Source organism: Candidatus Villigracilis proximus (assembly GCF_016717045.1).
Classification (GTDB): domain Bacteria; phylum Chloroflexota; class Anaerolineae; order Anaerolineales; family Villigracilaceae; genus Villigracilis; species Villigracilis proximus.
The window spans coordinates 122,047-138,686 of record NZ_JADJUO010000011.1 but is presented as its reverse complement, the minus strand read 5'-3'; the positions used below and the strand labels follow the sequence as shown (position 1 = coordinate 138,686).

The 16,640-nt window shown below is 49.1% G+C and carries 16 protein-coding genes and 1 pseudogene; 11 read left to right on the top strand and 6 right to left on the bottom strand.

Going from position 1 to position 16,640, the window contains the following annotated elements:
• Positions 1–210 precede the first annotated feature (210 nt).
• The 8 genes from IPL71_RS13950 (at position 211) to IPL71_RS13915 (ending at position 8,617) form a co-directional block, all read left to right on the top strand.
• Positions 211–1,914 (top strand): GAF domain-containing protein, encoded by a 1,704-nt coding sequence (locus IPL71_RS13950; protein ID WP_345322555.1) that lies wholly within the window; start codon positions 211–213, stop codon positions 1,912–1,914.
• Between the two features lie 47 nt (positions 1,915–1,961).
• Entirely contained in the window at positions 1,962–2,750 is a 789-nt protein-coding gene (locus IPL71_RS13945) for a ParA family protein (protein WP_345322553.1), read from the top strand.
• Positions 2,716–3,348 carry a PAS domain-containing protein gene (locus IPL71_RS13940; protein WP_345322551.1) on the top strand — a complete coding sequence of 211 codons (633 nt, stop codon included), beginning with the start codon at positions 2,716–2,718 and terminating at the stop codon, positions 3,346–3,348. The genes IPL71_RS13945 and IPL71_RS13940 overlap by 35 nt, the downstream gene beginning before the upstream one ends.
• A complete protein-coding gene (locus tag IPL71_RS13935; RefSeq protein WP_345322550.1) occupies positions 3,284–5,869 on the top strand; it encodes a response regulator in 2,586 nt (861 codons plus the stop codon). Before IPL71_RS13940 ends, IPL71_RS13935 begins: the two co-directional genes overlap by 65 nt.
• 17 nt (positions 5,870–5,886) lie before the next feature.
• On the top strand, positions 5,887–6,030 hold the full coding sequence (locus tag IPL71_RS13930; RefSeq protein WP_345322548.1) for a PhlB family protein: 144 nt from the start codon (positions 5,887–5,889) through the stop codon (positions 6,028–6,030).
• A gap of 11 nt (positions 6,031–6,041) precedes the next feature.
• Positions 6,042–7,088 (top strand): threonine synthase, encoded by a 1,047-nt coding sequence (locus tag IPL71_RS13925; protein WP_345322546.1) that lies wholly within the window; start codon positions 6,042–6,044, stop codon positions 7,086–7,088.
• Positions 7,060–7,446, top strand: coding sequence for a response regulator (locus tag IPL71_RS13920; protein ID WP_345322544.1), 387 nt, complete (start codon positions 7,060–7,062; stop codon positions 7,444–7,446). The genes IPL71_RS13925 and IPL71_RS13920 overlap by 29 nt, the downstream gene beginning before the upstream one ends.
• Positions 7,447–7,591: 145 nt before the next feature.
• Positions 7,592–8,617 carry a DMT family transporter gene (locus IPL71_RS13915; RefSeq protein ID WP_345322542.1) on the top strand — a complete coding sequence of 342 codons (1,026 nt, stop codon included), beginning with the start codon at positions 7,592–7,594 and terminating at the stop codon, positions 8,615–8,617.
• On the opposite strand, the gene IPL71_RS13910 is transcribed toward IPL71_RS13915, so the two are convergent.
• The 6 genes from IPL71_RS13910 to IPL71_RS13885 form a co-directional block, all read right to left on the bottom strand.
• Positions 8,593–9,327: a response regulator transcription factor gene (locus IPL71_RS13910; protein WP_345322541.1), complete on the bottom strand. Its 735-nt coding sequence runs from the start codon at positions 9,325–9,327 to the stop codon at positions 8,593–8,595. The two genes, IPL71_RS13915 and IPL71_RS13910, sit on opposite strands and share 25 nt — an antisense overlap.
• Positions 9,328–9,390: 63 nt before the next feature.
• Positions 9,391–10,905 (bottom strand): hybrid sensor histidine kinase/response regulator, encoded by a 1,515-nt coding sequence (locus tag IPL71_RS13905; protein WP_345322539.1) that lies wholly within the window; start codon positions 10,903–10,905, stop codon positions 9,391–9,393.
• A gap of 5 nt (positions 10,906–10,910) precedes the next feature.
• On the bottom strand, positions 10,911–12,338 hold the full coding sequence (locus IPL71_RS13900) for an ATP-binding protein (RefSeq protein WP_345322537.1): 1,428 nt from the start codon (positions 12,336–12,338) through the stop codon (positions 10,911–10,913).
• The gene (locus IPL71_RS13895; protein WP_345322535.1) at positions 12,335–13,210 is read right to left on the bottom strand and encodes a GAF domain-containing protein; all 876 of its coding nucleotides are present in this window, start codon (positions 13,208–13,210) and stop codon (positions 12,335–12,337) included. Before IPL71_RS13895 ends, IPL71_RS13900 begins: the two co-directional genes overlap by 4 nt.
• Positions 13,159–13,506 carry a hypothetical protein gene (locus IPL71_RS13890; RefSeq protein WP_345322533.1) on the bottom strand — a complete coding sequence of 116 codons (348 nt, stop codon included), beginning with the start codon at positions 13,504–13,506 and terminating at the stop codon, positions 13,159–13,161. The genes IPL71_RS13895 and IPL71_RS13890 overlap by 52 nt, the downstream gene beginning before the upstream one ends.
• A gap of 267 nt (positions 13,507–13,773) precedes the next feature.
• Positions 13,774–14,094 carry a DUF4190 domain-containing protein gene (locus tag IPL71_RS13885; protein WP_345322531.1) on the bottom strand — a complete coding sequence of 107 codons (321 nt, stop codon included), beginning with the start codon at positions 14,092–14,094 and terminating at the stop codon, positions 13,774–13,776.
• 235 nt (positions 14,095–14,329) lie between these two features.
• On the opposite strand from IPL71_RS13885, the pseudogene trmFO reads away from it, so the two are divergent.
• The 3 genes and pseudogenes from trmFO (at position 14,330) to IPL71_RS13870 (ending at position 16,568) form a co-directional block, all read left to right on the top strand.
• Positions 14,330–15,672: pseudogene (gene trmFO / locus IPL71_RS13880) on the top strand (methylenetetrahydrofolate--tRNA-(uracil(54)-C(5))-methyltransferase (FADH(2)-oxidizing) TrmFO).
• On the top strand, positions 15,665–16,327 hold the full coding sequence (locus IPL71_RS13875; RefSeq protein ID WP_345322529.1) for a M28 family peptidase: 663 nt from the start codon (positions 15,665–15,667) through the stop codon (positions 16,325–16,327). Before trmFO ends, IPL71_RS13875 begins: the two are co-directional and overlap by 8 nt.
• Positions 16,293–16,568 (top strand): M28 family peptidase, encoded by a 276-nt coding sequence (locus tag IPL71_RS13870; RefSeq protein WP_345322527.1) that lies wholly within the window; start codon positions 16,293–16,295, stop codon positions 16,566–16,568. Before IPL71_RS13875 ends, IPL71_RS13870 begins: the two co-directional genes overlap by 35 nt.
• Positions 16,569–16,640 lie beyond the last annotated feature (72 nt).

Genomic DNA, 16,640 nt, shown 5'->3' with positions numbered 1-16,640 from the left:
CGCTTGAAAATGCGCGCCTAATCCAGGAATCGCAGCGGCAGGTTATCAAAGAACAAACGATCAGTGAAGTCACAGGAAAGATTGGCGCATCCATCAATTTGAAGAACGTTCTCCAGACCGCAGTGGAAGAATTAGGGCGCGCCCTGCCCGGCTCAGAAGTTATGATTCAATTTGAAAAGAACACCAAATAACCTTAATAACAGGAACGAAATGATAAACGCCATCAGGAATTTTTTCACTCCGCCGGTTTTCGAAGAAGACGAAGACAAGTCACGCACTGCAGGTGTTTTATTTCGCATTTTAATCGCAACCTATATTCTTCTGCCCACCGCCATCCTGGTTCTAATCATAAACCCCGGCGTAGGCGGTTTTTACTCACCCATTGCACTCATGGCTGTTGTCCTGGTAACGGTTTTGCTATTCATCGCCAAACGTGGCTACATCCGCGCCGCCAGCATGAGCCTGATTGCATCATTCTTAATTCTGTCTACCATTGTAGATATATCCGCAAATGGCGAAGTACGGCCTATCAGTATTCTTTCTGGTGCAGTGATTGTGGCCGGAGGTTTGCTGCTTGGTCCGCGCGGATCATTGATCACAGCTATTTTGTACGGCATTAAACATATTCTGGTTCTTTTTCTTATCCATAATAAACTGGTTGTAATCGCAAACCCCAGTATTGCGCCCACACCCGCCATAGATGGCATTACAACCTTTATCGCCTATTTTATGATCGCAATCGTTTTCGGTCTGGCATCAAACAGCATTTACTCGGCATTGACACAGGTTCGCCAGAGCGAAGCCAAACTAACCGTCAGTAACCAACAGCTGCAGGAATTAACACAAAATCTCGAACAGCGTATTCAACAACGCACGACCGACCTTGAAGAGGCCAGCGCATTAAGCGAAAAACGCGCCAGACAATTCGAGGCAATCACACGCATTTCAAGTACCATTACCTCTGTCCAAAACTTGCAGGAATTATTGCCGCGCATCTCAGAAGTAATCAGCCGGCAATTCGGGTTTTACCATGTTGGGATTTTTCTAACCGACGCCAGCCGTCAGTACGCAGTGCTCAGCGCAGCCAACAGCGATGGCGGAAGGAAAATGCTCAAACGCAGCCATCAACTGAAAATTGGCGAACAGGGTATTGTTGGTTATGTGACAGGCACAGGCAAACCGCGTGTTGCGCTTGATGTGGGTGAAGATATTGTATTCTTTAATAACCCTGATCTGCCGGAAACGCATTCCGAAATGGCTCTCCCATTACAGATCGCCGGAAACATCATCGGCGCACTCGATGTCCAAAGTATTGAACCAAACGCATTCTCTGTGGAAGATGTGAATATTTTATCTGTACTAGCCGACCAGGTTAGCCTTGCCATTCAAAACGCCAGGCTGTTTGATCAATCTGCAAAACTCCTTTCAGAATCTGAAGCCATTCAGCATCAATATCTGCGCGATACATGGAGCCGCCTGCCGCAAGAGGAAAATTTTGCAGGTTTCCGCTACTCGGCGGTTGGATCAACGCAAATTGAACTTGGCGAAAAAGTGCAACCCATTGACAATAGCGCATACAACGAGATCGTAACGCCGATAAAAATTCGTAATGAAACCATCGGGACCTTGTCCATTCACATACCACAGCACGAACGGGTAACCACAGATCAAATGGATCTGATCAAAGCAGTCGCAGAACGCGTTGCGCTCTCAGCCGAAAACGCCCGTCTCTTTGAAGAAACATCACGCCGTGCCTCACGTGAAAGTCTCGTATCTGATATTACAACCAAGATCCGCAGTACGAACAGTCCGCAGGAAATGATAAAAACTGCCGTTGAAGAATTACAACGCGCATTGGGCGCAACCCGCGTTGAGATCATCCCCCGCAAAAACGTACCTTCACCTGACAAATAGCCTGATAAAAAAGATCATATACAAATAGTACAATATGGAAGGAAGCCATGTTAAAAACAATTGCCATATCCAATGAAAAAGGTGGAGTCGCCAAAACCACAACTACACTCTCCCTCGGAGCCTCCCTTGCAGACATGGGGCATCGGGTTCTGTTAATTGACATGGATGCTCAGGCCAACCTCACTTTATCCCTCGGCTTTGAACCAGGTGAAGCCGAATACACATCCAGCGAAATCATGCTCGACAATATTCCATTGATCAGCGCCCGCCATAAAACAGATATCGAAAATCTCGATTTGATCCAATCCAATTCGCGCATAGAAACCTCGGAACAATTTCTGCCGATGCGCACAAACTACACCACCATCCTGCAGCGTGCCATTGCCAATATGGGCAATCAAACCTATAACTATATTCTATTGGATTGTCCGCCCGCACTTGGCGCCATCACCCAAAACGCGCTCGCTGCTGCTGATCTTTTACTCATTCCAACACAGGCTGAATATTTCTCAGCATACGCGCTGCGTAATATGATGTCTCTCATTCGCCGCATACGTGAAGGAGATAATCCCAATCTGGCATATCGCATACTTGTCACCATGCTTGATAAAAGAAACCGCACACATCGCAATATTCACGACCAGCTTCGTTCAACATTTGGAGAAGGTGTCTTTAACACCGTGATCGAAATTGACACAAAACTGCGCGAAAGTCCCATTGCAGGATTGCCCATTTCTCATTACAAACCCGGCGCACGCGGAACCACACAATACCGTATCCTTGCACAGGAACTTTTAGAATATGCCAAAGAAACCGAAAATAGACAAACAGCTTGACAAGCTCTTCAAGGATTTCCAACCCGAGGATGCTGCGTCAAAACCAAAGAGCAAACCAAAGGTGGAGAAAGAAGCGCCGCTTCCTGCCGACCCGAAACCTGTTCGGCAAAATTCCGAACACGCCGCCCCTGCAAGACCGGTAAAGCGTCATACATCCACACTAACTCCCTTTGAACCTGTCATCGTTCAACAGGAAGAAATCAACACGTCCTCCTATTCAGTTAACATTGCAACAGGATTTAGCGAATGGTCAACCCTGCGCATCGTAGACGAAAGCAGCGACCGCTCATGGACGCCAGATGAACAGTTGTTGATCAAGCAGGTTACAGACCAACTCTCACTGGCTTTGGAAAACGCGCAGCTTTTTCAGGAAGCGCAAAAATTTAAACTTGGCATTGACCAAACAGATAATGCTGTATTTATCACCGACCCCGATGGCATAATTCAATATACCAACCCCGGGTTTCAAAAAGTGTATGGATATACAGCAGAAGAGGCTTTGGGTAAAACACCGCGCATCCTAAAATCTGGTGGTGCCAGCCGAACAATACAAACAATTTTGGGACACGCTATTAAGCGGCGGCACAATTTCAGGTGAAATCACCAATCAGACAAAAGACGGGCGCATTGTTTTCATATCTGGCACAAACAGCTCGATCCTTGATGAAAACGGACAAATTCTCGGGTTCCTTGCAGTTCATGAAGATATTACCGAACGCAAAGAATCAGAAGTGGCACTTGCAAAATCGGAAGCTGATCTACGTGCGCTATTTTCTTCGATGGAAGATGTCGTGCTTGTGGTTGATAAAAATGGACGCTATGTGCGCATTGCTCCCACCAACCCGGCGAGATTGGTGCGCCCGCCAGAAGAGCTGATTGGACAGCTCATGCATGATGTGATGCAAAAAGCAACCGCAGACCGCTTCCTTGCTGCAATTCAAGAAACACTAAACGAATCAAAAACAGTTCAGTTGGAATACGACCTGCCGATCGAGAATGAAACCTATTGGTTCCTCGCCAGTCTTTCCAAACTGGATGAAGGGAATGTATTCTGGGTTGCGCGTGATATTACCGAGCGCAAGAAGGCTGAAGAAGGCATTAAACGTCGAAATGAATATCTCGCGGTTTCTGCAGAAATCGGAAAACTGGTCACATCGACATTGGATTTGAACACGATCTTTGCCCGAACCGTGACTCTGATCAATGAACGATTTGATTTCTATCATGCGGGTATATTCATCGTTGAAGAGACAGGGTTTAACGCCGCATTGCGGGAAGCAACAGGTGAAGCCGGCGCGGAAATGAAAAAGAATATGCACTCGCTGCCAATTAACGCAAAGTCCATCGTGGGCAAAGTGGCATTGGAAGGCCAGCCTGTGGTGGTAAATGATGTGGCAGCCGACCCGCTTCATAAAATTAATCCATTACTTCCTGAAACCCGCGCTGAGGCAGCCATTCCGCTGCGAATTGGGAACCGCGTGATTGGCGCAATTGGTATTCAATCAAAAACAGCGGGCGCTTTCACAGAAGATGAAATTACAGTACTACAAACATTGGCCGACCAGGTGGCGGTAGCCATTGATAATGCCCGTTCGTATGAGCTCTCCCAGCAAGCGGTTATGGAAATGCGCGAGATTGACAGGTTAAAGAGTCAATTTCTGGCAAACATGAGTCATGAATTACGCACACCTTTAAATTCAATTATCGGCTTCTCGCGCGTTATCCTAAAAGGTATTGACGGGCCGGTAACTGAATTACAACAGCAGGATCTGACCGCCATTTACAATTCAGGTCAGCATCTGCTCAGCCTGATCAACGACATCCTTGATCTTTCCAAGATCGAAGCCGGCAAGATGGAGTTGGCGTTCGACGAGGTTAATATCGTGGATGTGACCAATAGTGTGCTCTCAACCATGACGGGTCTTGTGAAAGACAAGCAGATCGAGTTGAAGCGGATCATTGAGCCGAACCTACCCACAGTGAGAGCAGATGCGATCCGCGTCCGCCAGATAATGATCAACTTGCTTTCCAATGCCGCCAAATTTACAGATGAAGGCGATATTATGGTTGAAGTCGGATTAAGACCCGGGCCGACTGGCAGAAATGAAATCCAGGTAAGTGTGACCGATACCGGGCCGGGTATTTCGGAATCAGATCAGGCAAAACTCTTCCAGGCGTTTTCACAAGTAGATGACTCTCCAACACGCAAAACTGGCGGTACAGGGCTGGGTCTCTCGATCTGTCAGCATCTGGTAAACATGCATGGCGGGCGCATCTGGATCGAAAGTCAGGTGGGCAGAGGCAGCACGTTCCATTTCACACTGCCCTTATTCCGCAAAGAAAAAGAGAACGAGTTAATCCCCAGTGCAGCCAGGGTAATTCTTGCAATTGACGATGATCCGCAAGTGGTTAGTTTGTATGAGCGTTATTTACAGCCACAAGGATATCAGGTTGTTCCATTATCGGATCCAACGCGTGCTGTGGAACGTGCAAAACAACTACGCCCCTTTGCCATTACACTCGATATTATGATGCCGGGGATTGATGGCTGGCAGGTACTGGATTCCCTCAAAGGTGACCCGGATACGAGACACATTCCGGTCATAGTGTGCAGTATCATCGAAGACCTTGAAAAAGGATTCAGTCTTGGCGCGGCAGATTATCTTGTTAAACCGATTCTGGAAGACGACCTGGTCAATTCTCTGGATCGGCTAAACTCAGACGGCTCAATTCGCGAAGTTCTTGTTATTGACGATGACGCAAATGATCTTCGCTTAATTGGAAAAATTCTGAATGATGATGGAAGATATAAAGCCATTCTTGCCGAAGGCGGCAAAAACGGATGGGACATTATCTCATCCGGGTCTCCTCCACATGCAGTGATCCTTGACCTGTTCATGCCGGAGTTGGATGGGTTTACAATATTGGAGAATATGCGGGCTGAACAAAAACTGCGCGATATTCCAGTGATTGTCATTAGCGGCATGGAACCTTCGGAAGACCAGAAAAATAGATTAAGTGAACTCGGCCAGCGCCTTTTGACAAAGGGATCATTTAACGAAAAAGAACTGCTTACCACCATCCAGCGCACACTGGAACGCGCGCAGGCCAAAACCTAACAGGAGTTTGTATCACAGTGTCATTTATCATCAAGTGTCTCGATTGCGGACATAACGCGCCCTACTACCCAACTTCCACTACTTGCCCAAAATGCAACAGTCAATGGCGTGAAGCTGAATACGATTACGAGATACTTGCCAAAACGCTGCCGGAAAAATAAAAAATCGTCCGTTGGACCTTTGGCGTTATCGCGAACTACTTCCCATTCGAAACCCAAATGTAAGTTTGTCGCTGGGCGAAGGCGGCACACCGTTAATTCGTGCTGTGAATTTAGGCATGATGCTCGGCTGCCCAAATATTTACATTAAAGATGAGCGGCAGGGACCGACATCTTCATTTAAGGATAGACAGGCTTCAGTTACGATTGCTGCGTTAAAAGAGGCGGGCATCACCGAAATGGTGGCGGCATCTACAGGAAATGTAGCCATCTCTTATTCAGCCTATGCCGCGCGTGCGGGGATGAAACTGTGGGCCTTTGTCACAAGCCTTGTGCCGGGGGTAAAGATGCGTGAGATCGCACTTTATGGCAGCCAGGTGATTAAGATCACCGGCTCTTACGATCAATGCAAACAGGTTGCCGCTGAGTTTGCACGTCAACGCCACTTGTATCAAGACATGGGCGCGCGTACCATCACGTCCATTGAAGCCATGAAGACCATCGCTTTTGAAATTGCAGAGCAGTTAACTTCGATTCAGGGTGTGCAGGAAACCAATCCAGACCTTCCATGGCGCACACCGGATTGGTATGTGCAAGCCATCAGTGGCGGTATGGGGCCCATCGGCGTTTATAAAGGCTTCCGCGAAATGAAACAAATGGGATGGACAGACCGTATCCCTGCTTTTGCCCCCATTCAAGCGGAAGGCTGCGCCCCCATGGCGCATAGTTGGAAAAAAGGATTGGAGAAAGCTGAACCTGTTCTATCGCCAATGACGCGCATTGAAACACTGGCAACCGGCGACCCTGGCCGCGCCTACGAATTTCTGCGTGAATATGTGAATAGCACAAATGGTGTCTTTGAAAGCGTGGCAGACGAAGAAGCGTTCCGTGCCATGCATGTGCTTGCCAAAATGGAAGGAATATCAGCCGAACCCGCCGCAGGCGTGGCCTTTGCCGGATTATTTAAATTGATTCGCGCCGGAATCATCAAGCCCAGCGACACCGTAGTGGTTAACTTGCACAGGTCATACAATGCCAGCCGACCCAAGCATTCTTGGTGAAAACTGGTCACGCGATGTTAAGTTCCCAACACGTGAACGTGAAGGAACTCCGCAGGAAGGTTTACTCTCTGCCTTAACCCAGGTTGCCCCTGAACGATTCCCCAAGATCGCAATTGTGGAAGACACCACCGAAGCCCGCCGGCTGATTCGCAGGATATTACAATCACAAGGTAACTTCACCATTCTCGAAGCAAGTAATGGACGGGAAGGCCTTGAAATGATCCAGCGGGAATTACCAGACCTGGTGATTCTCGACCTGATGATGCCCGAAATGGACGGCTTTACCGTGATCGAAGCCCTGCGCTCAAAACAGGAAACCGCAACCATTCCGGTCATTGTTGCCACAGCAAAGAACTAACGCCCGATGAAAAAAACAGGCTTGGTGATCAGATCCAGTCACTCATGCAAAAAGGGGATTTCCTTAACGATGAATTCCTCGAAGAAGTAAAGTCACTTATTAAGTGATATTCTTCCTTTCTCACTGAATGTAAAAGGCGGTATTTTTGCAAAAAAAGCAAACAGCCGGAGTTTTAGCTGCTTTCAGTTCTGCATTTTTTCTCGGGTTGGCTCCCGTCTTTGGCAAACTAGCCATCAGTCAGGGCTTTACGCCGTTTGCAGTTGTTGCATTGCGCACAAGTTTTGCCGCCGCAATCCTTTTACTCACCATTGGAATATTTTACAGGCAATACTTATACATCTTCCCTGTTGGATTAATAGGTTGTATGCTCGCAGGCGCGATCAATGGGTTTGGGTCGCTGCTCTATTATCTCGCGCTTGAAAGATTAAATGCCAGCCTCGGGCAACTGCTCTATTCGTTATACCCTTTTTTTGTTGCACTCTGGTTGACGCTCGACCACCAACCCCCAAGCCGGCTTACTTTTTTTCGGATCGTACTTGCCACTGTGGCAGTGCTTTTGCTGACCAGCATCCCTGAACGTTCGGCAGATTTTACAGGGGTGCTAATGATGATCGGCGCGGCAATCTTATATGCCATGCATCTGCCCATCAATCAACGCGTGCTTTATGAAGTGCCCGCGCCTACAGTTGCTTTGTATACCTTGCTTTCCATGAGCGCCATTGTGGTTCCCGCATATTTTCTATTTGATAGAGCCTGGCCCGCAGCAAACATCCCATGGCTGCCTGTGGCGGGATTAACCCTTGTCACCGTTTTCTCACGGATCGCACTTTTCCTTGGCGTAAAAAAGATTGGCGGAATGCAAACCGCCCTGCTTGGACTCGCTGAACTTTTGATCGCGATCATCTTTAGTAACATTTGGCTGGGCGAGGAGTTTTCCTTCCTCCAATGGCTGGGCGCGATCACACTTGGCCTGAGCCTGACTCTCGTTATGCTGGAGAAGTCGACTCCGCCCACACATGCTGGAAAAACAGGCTGGCTATCGTGGATTCGCGCACCCGGCCTGCCAAAAGATATCTTTGGTCGCCGTATGACCGCTAGTCAACAAAAAAAGAGAAGGATCGCCATAGGCGATCCTTTTTTTTTTGCCTATTTGTTTCCTTCGTACAGATAGCCAGTTCCACGCACACTAACCACCCGTTCAGACAGCGAAGGGAACTGATCTAGTTTATGACGCAGCCGGCTGACCAGCGGACGCAGGATCTCGGGCGCTTCACGCTGCGATGTATCATATCCCTGCACTAGCAGCACCAGTTCACGATGAGAAAATACCTTGCCCTCATTCTCCATCAAAATACGCAGTAATCTGCCTTCAGCGGGAGTGAGATGCTCAACCTTGCTCTTGTGTTTGATCTGACGGCGGGAAAGATCAACGGTTGTGCCATCTTTTAGACTAAACACAATCGTTGCTTCATCCACAACATCATTGGTGAGCGCATTACTCACGCGTGATTTTCCAGAACGGCGCGCCAAACCTTTTTTAACCGTTGCGATGATCTGCACTGGAGAAGCAGGTTTCAAAAGATAATCATGGATTCGCAGGCGCAAGGCTTGAATGGCGGTTTCTGTGGAACCGAAGGCGGTTAATAAAATCACCTCGGTATCAGGCGCGATTTGATTAACCACCTGCACCACTTCCAATCCATCCATGCCGGGCATACGCAAATCCACGATCATTAGATCGATCGAATGCGTGCGAACATGTTCCACTGCGGCCTGTCCATTGGGGGCTGAGGCCACGTTGTATCCTTCAAGTTTTAGAATATCTGTCAACGATTGACGCGCAACAGGTTCATCATCCACTACAAGAATATTTGATTTCATTGTTTTCCTCCTACAGGCAAGAATATGCGGAAACAAGCGCCGGGTTCGCGATCAGTGAGCAACTCAAGCGTGCCTCCGTGTGCGGTGATTATATTGTAACTCACTGGTCAGGCCCAGGCCTGTGCCGCCATCCTTTGTACTAAAGAATGGCTCAAAAATATTGTGTTGTTTTTCTTTTGGAATTCCCTTGCCATTATCCTGGAATATCATTTCAATGCCGCCTTTGACCGGATGAGTGTTGATCTTTAAATCACCGCCGTCGGGCATTGCATCAGCGGCGTTTAGGATCAAATTAATAAATACCTGCTGTATTTGACTGCCTACCGCCTGTATCGAAGGGATCTTCCCCGAGGAATCAACTGAAACTTTGACATTCCCTTCAGAGAGCTGTTTCGACATAAGGTTTAGAATGTATCGCAGCATTTCGGTAAGGTCGATTTTTTCGAGGGAGGTTGCACTGGGACGATAAAAATCCAACATACGGCGGACGGTAAGCATGAGTCTTTCCAGTTCTGTGCGGGCAAGATCAAAATACTCCTTTCGTTTTTCAGCGGGCAGGTCTTCACGCCCGGCAAGATGCAGACAGTTTTGAACTGCCTGTAATGGATTATTCACCTCATGCGCAATGGATGCGCTTAGGCGTCCGGCGGCGGCCATTTTCTCGGCTTGTAATAAGGCCTTTTGAGACTCTTCCACTTTGCGAACATAATCAAGCTGCTCGGCATAGAGCCGGGCGTTTTCCAGAGCCGCAGCGGCCTGACGCGCGAGGATCTGAAATAATTCAAGGTCTGATTCGCGGAATGGAGGTTGATTAAGGTCGCGGGCAGCGTATAACACCATACGCATGTTCGGGCGGAGAATTGGAACCAGAATCGCCGCACCCAGTTTCAGGTCAGCGAGATGCGCTTTTAGGGCGGCGTCACCCGGCCCTTTGGCATTGATCAGCAAAGGCGTAGCGGATGCATCTACACGGGAAATTAATTCAAAAAAAGTTTGTGGGGGTTGCGTGCCGCGTGAGGTTAGCAGGGTAAAATTTTTGTTATCGGCATTTTGCTGATAGCAGGCGGCGTGTGAACATTGCAAGTGCCCGCAAATTGCACTGATGATGAGATCGAGCAATGGTTCGCGGCGTGTTTCAGAAAGCAAAGATTCGGTGACGGAGAATAGCGGACGTAAGGCTTGTGTGCGGGCGGCGTCACGCTTTTGTTGGCTATCTGCCAGCGCCAGCTTGACGGCGTCTATTAATTCGCTTCCCTGACCGAACGGTTTGAGAATCAGGCCGTCTACGCCCTGGCGCAGGGCGCGAATGGCGGTTTCAACTGTTCCATGTCCGGTCATGATGAGCATGGCTGCATCGGGCTGAAGGCGCTGTGCGTGTTGAATCACTTCAAAGCCGTCTACTTCTGGCATTCGAATATCAACCAGCATCAGGTCTATTTTATTTTCCTTGAGATATTCAATGGCTTTGCGTGGAGCGGTTTCGGTTTCCACTTTGTAACCGGCGCGAGTCAACAGGCGTTTGCAAAGGAGTGCAATGCCGGGTTCGTCATCTACAACAAATACAAAAGGTGTTTCCATAATTATTAAATAGGCAGCCAGACAGCGAAGATCGAGCCTTTGTCTGGCTCGCTTGAAATTTCAATGGTGCCGCCGTGGTCAGTGATAATGCCATACGTGACCGAGAGGCCCAAGCCTGTGCCGCCGCGATCTCCTTTGGTGGTGAAGAATGGTTCAAAAATACGCTCCTGGTCTGCGGGTTTAATTCCAATTCCGCTGTCTTTGACAGACATAATGACCCAGTCTCTTTCGTCCCGTTTGGCGGTGCTTGTACCGACTTGCAGTTCGCCGCCTTTGGGCATGGCTTGCAGAGCGTTGTGAATTAAGTTTAACAATACCTGTTTCATTTGATTATGGTCGATCGAGACCCAGGGCAGACTCTCATTCAGCTCGATCCGCAACTCCACATTGTTGGTGTGGATTAAATGCCGGGTCAGCGCGATTACATCGTTCACAACTTCATTGATATCGGCGCGGATGCGTGTGCGCTCACCCTGACGTGAGAAATCCAACAGACGACGCACCACGTCGCTGGCACGGCGGGCTTCGCGCAAGACCATCTCCAATTCTTCGCGATGCGCCGAGCCATCGGGTAGTTCTTCAAGCACGAGTTCTGAAAACCCGGTGACTGTGGTCAGCGGATTATTCAATTCATGCGCGATGCCTGCCGCCATTTCACCCACTGCCGCAAGTTTGGCAGCTTGAATGAGACGATTCTCTGCAGAGCGCTGCGCCTCCATGCGGGCGTTCAATTCGATCTCGATCGTGCGTAACTGACGAATGGTTTCCTGTAACTTTTGATATTGATTCGCGCTGGAGATGACCGCCGCCAGAATACCCGCGAGAGATTCGATGGCGATCAGATCGTTATGGGTAAATGCATTTTGCTCGCGGCTTTCCACGTCAATAATACCCAATATATTTTCGCCGTCTTTTAATGCCACACAAATTTCGGAGCGAGCAGCCCAGCCTTTTAACGGAACATGTAGTTTTTCAAGTTTTGTATCATTGATCAAAATACTCTCACCGGTTTGAGAGACATGTCCCGTAACGCCATTCGGCAAAAGAAAACCCTGCCCCGCCAGCGCACGCTTTACCGTTTCTGATTGCGTACCGCCAATGCCTTGAATGGAATATTTCTGTTCATCATCTATCAGCAAGATGGCGGCCAGTTCATATTTGAAATATTGCGCCACCAGATCCGCCGTGATGTAAGCCACTTCTTTTTTATCGTTCAAGCCAATGACTTGCTGCACCACTTCATGAATTAATCCCAGGCTGCGCGCACGCCCTTCGGCCTCTTCACGCAGACGGGTGTATTCGATCAACCCGGCCAGATGACTGGTGATCACGACCATCAAATGTTCATCGTATTGACTAAAGGCTTCGGCGCGCAGGTTTTCAATAATCAACACGCCAGTGGATTGACCGCGATATTTAAACGGAACGATCAACAGGGAACGCGCCCTTTATGCACAGGCACGAAACCTTCCTTGATCGTATCCACGACACGACGCACACGCCCCTCTTTGAGCACCGGCTGAATCGAATGACCGGCAAGTGAAACACTGATGACATTCATCTTGCCTTCAAACATGCGGTAATCACGCAGCACGCGGCCATCGCTGGAGCGCAAAAATAAAGCGATCAACTCGGTATTAAAAGCACGCGAGAGCAAACCAAACATACGCCGCGCGATCTGGTCCAAATTTTGAGCGGAGGAAACCGTGAGTACAAAATCGTTGAGCAGACCAAGCCGCCGTAAGTGCGCGGCCATTTCTGAAAACGTGACCAATACTTCAATGGAAGGTGAAACGCGCGCGGCGAGTTCGCGTAATTGTCCCAGCTCAGTGCGCGAAAATTCGTTTTGCCGCCACAACGTAACCACGCCGATCAGGCGTTGACCAATCACCAGCGGCAGGCATATCCAATTTTTAGTGCCAGACTTAAGCGTGCCGTATGGAAGATTATCCCAATTGGGCTGCTCATGCGTAATGATCACATCGGATAAAGAACGGTTCACGCGACGGAGAATTGGATTCTCGTCAATTAGCATGGACACGCCTTTGGCCTTTGTGTCGTTCCATTCAGCCTGAATATCAAGCGACTCTCCACGACGAATCGCCAGCCACGCACCCTGACAGGTAACTCCCTGCACAAAGGCGCTTAACACTTTTTCGATGGCAAGCGGCAGATCGGAGGCCAAACCAGATTGCAGGTCAGGTAGAAACGGTTGATTGGGGGAAATGGAATGACCGGCAAGCAGCGAAGCGGTTAATTTCCAAATGCGTTGAGCGTCAGCAGTTTGTTCATCAGCACCGACCAAAATAGCCTGTGACGATCCCGTGACGGGAAAGGCAAGAATCGTTCAACGACAAGATTGTGGCCTTCGGGAATTGCGCTTGAGCGTGAATGTCCCCCGCTTAATGCGCCGCACAACCACGCATCAATGGACGGTCTTGCCATCAGACTCATCAATTCATTTTGCGCGGATTTATTAAGGTGATACACAGCGCGCAACAACCACGCTCCGCCAACGCGTTCTGCCAAAACAGCCCACACGGCTGCGGAGAGTTGCACGGCTTCCTTGAGCGGAGTTTCAATACCGGTATCAGTTTGCATGGCTATGATTCAAATTATACCCGCACATGAACCTCAACTTTCGATGTGATTGGGAGTACTGTATACATTCGATATTATACAAATCAAATTTATCCACAAAGGCCAGGAAACACATCCCCAATCACCCATTGTGGATTATTTTCGTGTCGACTCTACCCCCGCCCCTATCTTTTGATTTGGAGCGCTGAGACTCCGCGTTCATCTGCGTTTTTCAGCGCTCCAATTTTAAGAGTTTCAGAGTATCAACACCATGAGTTAATAACGAATTTAGTATTGTCCTGCGCTGCTTCCGACCAGGCCGATCACAAAAACAAAATAAACGATGAGACAACAAATAGAAACGATCGCCAGTCCAATTTGAATCCAACCCATGATGATGCCTGCGGTTGCCATGCCGTCACCGGAGGCAATTGGCGGCACGGAACGGGTTTCTTTGCGCGCAGCATACCCGGTAAAAATTGCAACAATACTTGCGATGACCGGAAATAATGTGAAGCCCAATATTCCAGCAACCAGACTGACAATCGCCATGGTGCTCTGAGGTAAAACATTGTTGTTCGTATTTTGCGGTTGATATTGTTCGTTCATTTTTTCTCCTATTATTTTTTTACTCTTCCTGAAAAACAGTTTTCTACTAACGCACCCTGCGCAAAAATTCCGCGGTTGAAACAAAAATGACTTCTTGAAAAAACTGCGCAAAGAAAGTTAATAAATACAACTCTTTTGAGATTATAGCGCACTTGGTGAATGAAAAATCCCTGAATCATCAATTGTACAATTATTGATTCAAATGATACATTCTCTCTACTGGTAAAATACTTAAATGACAGAGATCACCATCATCGGCGGCGGGCTGGCAGGCAGTGAAGCCGCCTGGCAGCTTGCCCAAAACAACATCAACGTAAAACTTTACGAAATGCGCCCAAATAATCCCACAGGCGCACACCTCGGCGGCGACCTTGCCGAATTGGTTTGCTCAAATTCCCTCGGCTCGAATCTACCAGACCGGGCTTCTGGCGTCCTCAAAAACGAGCTGCGTACACTCAACTCCATGCTGCTTGAATGCGCTGAAGCCACCGCACTCCCCGCAGGCGCCGCTCTGGCCGTGGATCGTGAAGCTTTCGCGCGTTTGGTCACCGCAAAAATTCAAAGCCACCCGAGGATCGAGATCATCCGCGAAGAGATGAAGGAAATTCCGCAAACGCCCGTCATCATCGCCAGCGGACCACTCACCTCAGACAGCCTTTCACAATCCATTGCAAAATTGAGCGGCGAAGAGCATCTATTTTTCTTCGATGCCATCGCACCCATCGTCCACGCGGATTCAATCAACATGAACATCGCTTTCCGCGCCTCACGATACGGCAAAGGCGATCAGGACGAAGGCGATTACATCAACTGCCCATTCACAAAAGATGAATACTACGCATTCGTCCAGGCACTGCAAAGCGCCGAACGTATCGAACTGCGTTCATTTGAAGATGCAATTCTCGCCGGAGTCAAAGCCGGCGCATTCTTTGAAGGCTGTCTGCCAATTGAGATCATCGCCGAGCGCGGCAGCGATTCACTAGCCTTTGGCCCCATGCGCCCGGTCGGCTTGCGTGATCCGCGCTTTGACAAACGTCCATACGCGGTCGTTCAGCTTCGTCAGGATAATCTCGCAGCGAGTCTTTACAACCTCGTCGGCTTTCAAACCAATTTAAAATTTCCCGAACAAAAACGCGTCCTGCGCATGATCCCCGGTTTGGAAAATGCCGAGTTCGAACGCTTTGGTCAAATGCACCGCAACACATTTGTTGCATCACCAAAGGTGCTGCGCCCACCTTGCAACATATCACGCGTGATGATCTTTTCTTCGCAGGTCAGATCACCGGCGTTGAAGGCTATATGGGCAACATCGCCACCGGTCTGCTGGCGGGCATCAACGCCGCGCGATTGCTGGCAAACAAAACACCGCTCACCCTGCCCAACGAAAGTATGCTCGGCGCACTCTGTCACTACATCACCCATGCCGACCTCAAAGATTTTCAACCCATGAAAGCCAACTTCGGCATCCTCCCGCCGCTTGCACTTGAAAAAAGAACCGGTAAACGTGAACGTGGTCAACTCTACGCAGATCGCGCCGCAAATATGCTAAAAAGTTATTTGGATGAAAAACATGACTAAACGGGCAGTCTCCACTTACCTGATATTGATCGGACTTTTACTGACTCTCGTCGTTGGATGGTACATCGCATCTTTTCTAAACGTTGAGCCTGCTCCTGTTTCCTTCGACAGTTCCCGCGCCTACGCAGACGTGCAAACCCAGGTAGACTTCGGCCCGCGCATCCCTGAAACAGAGGGTCATGCCAAAACCCGCGCATGGATGATCGCAGAATTGGAATCCGCCGGCTGGATCGTGGATGTTCACGAGTCAGAGCGAATGGGACATCCCATTTACAACATTATCGCCAAACGAAATGCAGAGCCACCGCAGGTCATCCTTGGCGCACACTACGACACACGCATGATCGCCGACCACGACCCCGACCTGACCAAACGCGCAGAACCCGTCCCCGGCGCAAACGACGGCGCATCGGGCGTGGCGGTTCTGCTTGAGCTCGCACGCTCAATACCCGCAGACACAGTCCCCGTCTGGCTGGTCTTCTTCGACACCGAAGACAATGGCCGCATCGAAGGCTGGGATTGGATCTTAGGTTCGCGTGCCTTCGCCGAAGAAATCCCCATTCGGCCTGAAGCAGTTGTCATCGTAGATATGATCGGCGACGCGGATTTAAATATCCATCTTGAAAAAAAATTCAGATGTCGCCATTCGCACTGAAATTTGGGGTACTGCAAATAAACTTGGCTACGGCAAGCAATTTATCAACACAGAAAAATTCAGTATGTTGGATGACCACACCCCATTCCTCGAAGCAGGCATCCCGGCCGTTGACCTGATCGATTTTGACTATCCCTACTGGCACACCACACAGGATACCCCGGATAAAGTCTCTGCCGAAAGCCTGCAAGCTGTCGGCGATACCCTTTGGCACTGGGTCGTAGAGAAAACGAAACCATAACCGGGCATAGCCGAAGGAAGCAACGCAAAAGCCCCGCGCAAATGGCAAACCGATATGGTCAAAAATCTAAAC